The organism is Gilliamella sp. wkB292 (genome assembly GCF_001690235.1).
GTDB classification, from domain to species: Bacteria; Pseudomonadota; Gammaproteobacteria; order Enterobacterales; family Orbaceae; genus Gilliamella; species Gilliamella apicola_F.
The window spans coordinates 1-7,116 of the sequence record NZ_LZGO01000041.1 but is presented as its reverse complement, the minus strand read 5'-3'; the positions used below and the strand labels follow the sequence as shown (position 1 = coordinate 7,116).

Genomic DNA, 7,116 nt, shown 5'->3' with positions numbered 1-7,116 from the left:
TGTCGTTGGGGATATATTATTATATGTTTCTTTATGGTCTCCCTCGCATTCATAAACGGTAATACAGCCTGAAAGTAATAAAGTTGAAATTAATATCATGATAAACTTCATTGCAATTACCTATAATAAAAAGCGCAGCTAGTAATTAAATTACACATTCCGAAAGTAATAATTAATAAGTAATATTTCATGGTTATATTCTCTTTTTGTTGCAAGGAAAATTATTAAAATTGTTTTAAATCAATTTGATGTTTTTATTAAGTCACTCATTAATAAATAATAAGGATATAACCAGACAAACATCTTATTTTAAATAAAAGCTGTTTGTATGATTAGATTCTTATTTTAGATTTGATTGATTCTTTGAGTATTAACTTTAAATTGATATAGATGTTTGAATTTTAGTTATCCTAATTAAAGTATTTTTTATTTACGGTTAAAAAAACTATTTTTCATTAATTTAGTTGATTAAAAAAACATGTTTTACATTCACGATGTTCTTACGCCTTACTTGTCCAATAGTTATCAGGAATATGCAATTAACAAGGCGACCAATCCCATAAAGATTAATATTAGATTGGCAAAGTAGATAAATCGGATTTCGTGTTTAGTTAATTGATAATCTTTGTCAAATCTGTTTTTGGTTTTAATATTAATAAAATCTCTATTAATCATGATATTTCCTTAAAAAAGACCCCAACATGTTGGGGCGAAGGATGTGGTCTGTTCGCAGTCTTTCCCGCTGTCCTTTTCCTAACAACAGTGTGCGTGAGTGCTGATAGGATGAGATATGGCAGTATTAATTGTGTTATGTGCAATTAACACTGCCATCAGCCGCAGTTTACCGTCATGCCTGTGACATGTATCAAAACCGCAGTATGTTCATATGCCCCTGCTAGCTACTTGAATCTTGTTAACGCATTAAATAACTCGTAGTCTTGTTTAATGACACTGTTAACTTGATTGGTTTTGATGTGGCAATGATAATATATGTTATCATTGGTGTCAATAATTAAAGTTATTAATTTGTGTTTTTTGGTTATTGTTTGTTATCACTAAAGGCAACGTTACATTATTGAGGTGAAACGGTCTCAGCCCAATAACGGGCTGGTGTGGAGGGGGGTAAACTGTGTTATCAATTGTTATCATTCCAACCTGTGCTGGTTGATTGATATGGTGTGTTTTTGTCTGATTATCGGGCTCTTAGTTAAGAATGGATGATTGCCACCAGACTCGTCCTAAAATAGTAATCTCATCTTGTGAAATGATTTCGTCCTCATAACCTGGATTATAACTTCTGATTTTGATTTGATTACCGGGTAGTTTTTCTAAAATTTTGATTCGGAGTAACCCGTCATGATTAATCGCATAAATTTTACCATCACGAATACTGGTATCGGCCTGGTCAATAGCAACCGTGGCACCATCCTGAAAAACAGGCTCCATACTGTCACCATAAACTGTTAAGCAAACTGCACAATCTTTATCAATGCCATAGCGGCGCATGGTTGAACGAGACAGTCTCAATTTGTAACCATTATAATCTTCAATATCATCTGCAAATCCATCACCGGCAGATAGCCGTACATCCTTATAAAATGGCACTTCAACCTCATCATTATCAAGTGGTGTTTTACTATCCCAGTCATCGATAGTTCCCAGTATTTTTGCATTGGCTTGGTTTTTGCCCACGTCAGGTTTCCCGACGCCTTGGGTAAGCCATAACAGGTCAACATTTAAGGCTGTTGCAATTTCAACAATTTTGCGTGACGTGCTCGATTTACCTGAAACCAGTTTTTGAATGGCGGGTTGGCTAATTTTGACTTTCTCGGCTAATTGGTGCTGAGACAAGCCGGATGCTTGTAATGCCCAATTTATTCTATCGGTAAAAGTGGTCATAGTATTACCTCGTGGTTATCGACCGGGTCAGTATATAACCCAAGTTATCAAATATCAATGATTAATAGCGATAATGATAATTGCTTTAAACGATAATATAGGTTATCATTATTAATAATTAAAATTATCATGCTCAAATTGAGCAATAATAACAATAACTTTAACGATAAAACGCCCAATCAATTGAGTACTTTTGATGATTTTAATTTAATGGGTAGTGTAATGCATTTGATTATCTGGGGCGTTAGCGGTTTGTACTAATGATATTTTACTCTTTACTGAGTTATCACGGATGTAGTCCTAAGCTCACTACACTACGAAGGTTTATAAGAAGGGCATGAACTTGTTTAGTTTCGATGTTTTTTCTAAGTAATAAGTAATAAGTAATAAGTAATAAGCAGTAAGTAGTTGTCAGGACAGTGTAACGCATAGCCCTGATAATTTTAGGCTCATTAGTTTGTTTTAACTCAGCATAAAGAATAACACAAGTTACCCATTAATATTTTGAACCCAGTATCAGCATAAAAAATAGTGGAATAAAGAAGAGGTCACAATGAAAGAGACGAAAGATATTTTAACGGCATGGCGAAATACCCGCATTGTTAAGCGTATAGGAACAGAATATCCATCACAATCATCGGTTGTTGCTGGAGCGGCTCGAGATTTTGATTATCGCCAATATTTGACAGAGCAAGAAGCAGAGGTTGTTGATAATGCTGTTTTGAGTTTGAAAGAATATAATCCGGTGCAATGGACGGTGTTGGTGGCGTATTACTTAAAGAATGTGTCTTGTAATGCACAAGCGAAAGCGATAGGTAAAAGGCCTCACGACATTATCAATATTTTGAATCAGGCGCAAAGTTTTGTGGGAGGGAATATTTATCCATTTTTCAATAAAAGTAGTAAAAATGTTAAACATTGCAGTGAAAATGCTTGACATTGCGCAAATAAGCATATATAATTAGTCCATAATTAAAATTTAAACGCATAAAAAAGCCCGCTAGCAATAGACGGGCTTTTTTGTTATGTGAAATATATTGCAACATATTGTATTAGCTAATTAAATTATTTTTGAATTTGAGTAGCTCAAAATAGGGTAATGCAAATATTTAGAGATTGATTAGATAAATAATCAATAACATATTAAATTTTATTCGATAGTGTATTTATTCCCTTAAATGATACCAAACATCTTAATTCATCAAGAAAACAAGATAATCTTTTGCGTATCAATCTTATTATTTACCTTTTATCGATTTCTACTTGCACAACAATGGCAATGATTTTGATGTAAATTAGTTTAATAAACATTATAAAAATGTTTGTTGTTGAATATTTTATAATTTTATCAATTAGTTATATTAATTACTATTCAAAAAGGAGGCGGCAACTATTTTTGATATTGCATGATTAGAAAATAGTAAAATATTAGGGATATTAGGTTCAATCCTTTATTATTCATTGAAATTAAATAACTTGTCTAATAATGACAAGATAAAGATTAAGAAATTCATAGTATTATGCGTTATTTCTAATACATGTTATTTTTCAATAAAACTAACCTATCAAATTGTTTTTATTCATTATCTTTCCTATTTTAAATAAACAAAATCAGCGGTTAAATTGAATGACCGTTGTTAACTTATATAAAGATTTATTATGCCTATAAAAGATCCTAACAACATTAATTGGTATGTTGTTATTTATTTAATGATTGTCACCTTATTGGGTTCATTAGCCAGTTATTGCTATCACGTGCTCAATGGCAACAAATTCAATGTCTGGGTGTTATTTGCACAAATATTTATCTCAATATTTGCCGGTATATTGGTTGTACTGGGTGCAAGTTATTTCAACTGGGAATTTGAATTAGCAGGAGGCGTAGCTGGTCTAGCTGGTTGGTCTGGTGCAACCCTAATAAAAATACTCGAAGAAAAATTGTTAAAAAAAGCTAAAGGAGAATAACCGTGAAACTTACCACAAACTTTAAATTAGAAGAATTTACCAATTCTCTATTAGCCAGTAGATTAAAAATAGATAATAGCGTGCCTACAGAGCTGATGCCTAATATTAAATTAACCGCTGCAAAGTTAGAATTAGTTAGGCAAGCTTTAGGAAAGCCCATTATTATCACTTCTGGTTATCGTTGCCCAGCGCTAAATGCGCGTGTTGGTGGAGTCGCAACCAGTGCCCACACGCTAGGATTAGCCGTCGATTTTCATTCGTCTTTTGGTACACCTAAAGAAATTTGTCAACGATTAATCGATGCAAGAGTTGAATTTGATAAGCTTATTCAAGAACATAATCAATGGGTACACATAGGTTTTAGTCCTACATCTAACCGTCAACAGGTATTAACCGCGATAAAAAACAGTGGGAAAACAACATATGTTAATGGGTTAATCTAGTTACTACTCTTACTTTAACCTTATCAATTTTGCTCAGTGCTTAAATGAATTTTGTTAACAATAGATGTTGATTATGTCTAGTAGCTACAAAATTTTTTGAATGGAATCAATTAGTTTATTAATCAAGGGAAAGATAAGCCTGATACGCTGGTAAAACAAATAAGTATCAATATTTTACAAGACATCGTCTTTTCCCCCTTCGAATAACTCATCTCAACTTTCTGAATTAGAAAATCATCAGACAAATTTTAGTCGACAATTTGAGATCAATTGGCACGTATCATCTGATACTACAGAAGTAGAATTCGTTGATAGAGAAAATGTCAATTACATTGATTCTACTAACACTTCAAAACACTGCTTGGCATAAATAAAAATATGTCTTGTAATGTACAATCCATTTATATCACTAATCACAGCTAAAATATTGTTTGATTAGAGTTTGGTAATGTAAGACATACACCAAACAGAACGATCAAAAAAGCTATATTGAAAGCATAGACTTATTTTAATAATCAGCTTAGTAAAGATGTGAAAAATTGATTTCAGCTATTTCGGCACAGCTTGAATCATATCTTTAAATAGTTGTAAAACAGGTACAATTATCCATACTTTGATGAAAATATTACTATTCAACAGCATCGATAATGCTTATTTAAGATCAACTTTATTACTAGCGATCACAACCTGTTTCGATTTGGATAGTGAATCAAGAGTTTATAAATAAGTATTGTGGTACCAATCAATACTGGCAAATCAGATGCTTTACGTATATGTGATGCAATTATTGCTCACTTTCCACTTAATTTAGAATTAAAAATAGGCAATTTTGCGCTTTATATTAATTCTTTACCAAGTGCTTATCCTGCTATAACGGATAAAACCACTTACACTATTCCCGTCAGTATGAATCATCTTGCTGACACTTTAATGTAATAAAATAAAGGAGTTAACACATGGGTTTTGCTTTACCTAATGGTGCACGAGTTTACGTGCAAAAATCAAAAGATGCTAAGCTTGATTTTAATATGATTACTAACGATAAAGAGGCTGTCGTGACATTAAAAGCAGGGCATGGACTTAATGTTGATGACGAAGTTGTTATTGCTTCGTCTTGGAATAAACTAAATAATGTTGTGGCACGAATTGTACGTGTTAATAATACTGATGTCACTTTAGGTAATATTAACACAAGTAATGTTAATGTATTCCCTGCTAATGAAGGCTTTGGTAGTCTTACTAAAATTACCGATTGGGAACGATTGCCACAAATTAAAGAAGTAGCCAGTGAGGGTGGTGAACAACAATTTGTACAAATTCAATTTTTAGAAGATGAAACAGAACGTCAATTACCGACAATAAAATCAGCTAAAACCAAAACTTTTACCATTGCTCATGATAGCTCATTACCGATTTATCCTTTACTACAAAGCTTAGATCAAACCAATGAAGTTGTGGCTATGAAAATGTATGTACCAAAAGCGAATGAAACACGTTATGACGCGGTGCGGGTTTCATTTGATCCAACACCAGAAACCACAATTAACGAAGTTGAAACAGTAAAAATTAGTACCACTGTTGAATCACCCGCTATTACATTTTATAAAGATAAATAAGGTGAATGGTCAATGGCAAAATTTAAATTAATTGCAGATCCCACTTTTAAATGCAAAGTGTTAATTGCTCGGCCTGGCCAAGAAGACGGATCAGTTGAGTTTACTTTCAAACATTATCCAGTCAATGAGCTTGCTAAATTTGAAGATGAACTGAAAAATAATGGTATTATTGATTTTATCATGAAAATTGTAGCAGGTTGGAGTTTAAATGATGAATTTAATCAAGATAATATGCAAATTTTATTAAATAACTATCCATCTGCTTCACAAGCAATTACAACAACTTACTATAAAGAATTATTTGGTCAACGCGAAAAAAACTAATTGAGCTTGTCACTGCGTTATATACGCCTGAACCTTCTCAAGATGAATTAGCTGCTTTTGGTTTGTCTGAGGATGATTATGATGGCGAATTTATAGAGATATGGCAGGATAATTTAGATTCATTTCGATTATTTAAAGCCATGTCAACGCAATGGCGTACAAGCATGAGTGGACTAATCGGGCTTGATTATAATTGCTTTCCTTGGGTGATGAAAGTGAATAATATTTTAGAAAGCGAAACGATTTTTCACGATATACAGCTAATGGAAAGCCAAGCCTTAAAAATAATTCATAAAACCAAATAACCGACGAAAGTCGGTTATCTAACACTTATCATTTTTTAATCTAAATAAGATAAGCGATAAGTAACATCTATTTATTCATAAATGAGCAATGGAAAAACGAGTCGAAACGGATTTATTACCAATAAAAAATAGCATAATAGATTAATTTATTGATATTAAAAAAATAAAGATTGTGATGACAAAATTGAAATAATCATCTTAAAACAGCCTAGTAGCGGTGCGCAAACAAAAGTTATTGATTAATTTGCAATTTGTAAAATTGCAATAAACAATCAAATCTAAATTACAAATAGCAAAGTAAGCATACATAATAAAGCCATTAATGAATCAATCCAATTATTAGATTTATAGAAAATTAAGTTAGTTAAGGAAATAGAGATGAACAGAAATATTATTATTGCCGAATCAGATTTTGATAAGTTATATGCAAAATTAAGTCATATCACCGCTATATCTGAGTTATTAATTAGTGATATGGGCAATTCGCATTGGGCCGATGAGACTGTGCTAAATAGCATTTCAGCGATTTCAACCATATCAAATGAAATGCAAGATATAATAACC

Annotated in this window: 9 protein-coding genes; 8 read left to right on the top strand and 1 reads right to left on the bottom strand. The window is 32.2% G+C overall.

All coding sequences use genetic code 11. The features are described from left to right. Positions 1-1,203: 1,203 nt before the first annotated feature. Positions 1,204-1,899 (bottom strand): helix-turn-helix transcriptional regulator, encoded by a 696-nt coding sequence (locus A9G09_RS04185; RefSeq protein WP_065633654.1) that lies wholly within the window; start codon positions 1,897-1,899, stop codon positions 1,204-1,206. A 553-nt stretch (positions 1,900-2,452) separates the two neighbouring features. Here A9G09_RS04185 and A9G09_RS04180 point away from each other — a divergent pair. The 8 genes from A9G09_RS04180 to A9G09_RS04145 form a co-directional block, all read left to right on the top strand. Continuing rightward, positions 2,453-2,836, top strand: a complete 384-nt coding sequence (locus tag A9G09_RS04180; protein WP_065633653.1) for an antiterminator Q family protein — start codon at positions 2,453-2,455, stop codon at positions 2,834-2,836. Between the two features lie 722 nt (positions 2,837-3,558). Beyond that, complete coding sequence (locus A9G09_RS04175) at positions 3,559-3,864, top strand: phage holin family protein (RefSeq protein WP_065633652.1); 306 nt, start codon at positions 3,559-3,561, stop codon at positions 3,862-3,864. Between the two features lie 2 nt (positions 3,865-3,866). After that, positions 3,867-4,307 carry a D-Ala-D-Ala carboxypeptidase family metallohydrolase gene (locus tag A9G09_RS04170; RefSeq protein WP_065633651.1) on the top strand — a complete coding sequence of 147 codons (441 nt, stop codon included), beginning with the start codon at positions 3,867-3,869 and terminating at the stop codon, positions 4,305-4,307. Positions 4,308-5,039: 732 nt separating this feature from the next. After that, the gene (locus A9G09_RS04165) at positions 5,040-5,243 is read left to right on the top strand and encodes a phage tail terminator-like protein (protein ID WP_065633650.1); all 204 of its coding nucleotides are present in this window, start codon (positions 5,040-5,042) and stop codon (positions 5,241-5,243) included. A 20-nt stretch (positions 5,244-5,263) separates the two neighbouring features. Beyond that, positions 5,264-5,923, top strand: a complete 660-nt coding sequence (locus A9G09_RS04160; protein ID WP_065633649.1) for a phage tail protein — start codon at positions 5,264-5,266, stop codon at positions 5,921-5,923. 12 nt (positions 5,924-5,935) lie between these two features. Next, positions 5,936-6,247, top strand: a complete 312-nt coding sequence (locus A9G09_RS04155; RefSeq protein ID WP_065633648.1) for a phage tail assembly chaperone — start codon at positions 5,936-5,938, stop codon at positions 6,245-6,247. 62 nt (positions 6,248-6,309) lie between these two features. Continuing rightward, entirely contained in the window at positions 6,310-6,552 is a 243-nt protein-coding gene (locus A9G09_RS04150; protein WP_065633647.1) for a DUF1799 domain-containing protein, read from the top strand. Positions 6,553-6,930: 378 nt separating this feature from the next. Beyond that, a partial coding sequence (locus A9G09_RS04145) for a hypothetical protein (RefSeq protein ID WP_141671525.1) occupies positions 6,931-7,116 on the top strand: 186 nt, incomplete at its 3' end.

Coding starts and splice junctions, on each gene's coding strand:
- A9G09_RS04185 (WP_065633654.1), bottom strand. CDS start 1,899: ATGACCACTTTTACCGATAGAATAAATTGGGCATTACAAGCATCCGGC.
- A9G09_RS04180 (WP_065633653.1), top strand. CDS start 2,453: ATGAAAGAGACGAAAGATATTTTAACGGCATGGCGAAATACCCGCATT.
- A9G09_RS04175 (WP_065633652.1), top strand. CDS start 3,559: ATGCCTATAAAAGATCCTAACAACATTAATTGGTATGTTGTTATTTAT.
- A9G09_RS04160 (WP_065633649.1), top strand. CDS start 5,264: ATGGGTTTTGCTTTACCTAATGGTGCACGAGTTTACGTGCAAAAATCA.
- A9G09_RS04155 (WP_065633648.1), top strand. CDS start 5,936: ATGGCAAAATTTAAATTAATTGCAGATCCCACTTTTAAATGCAAAGTG.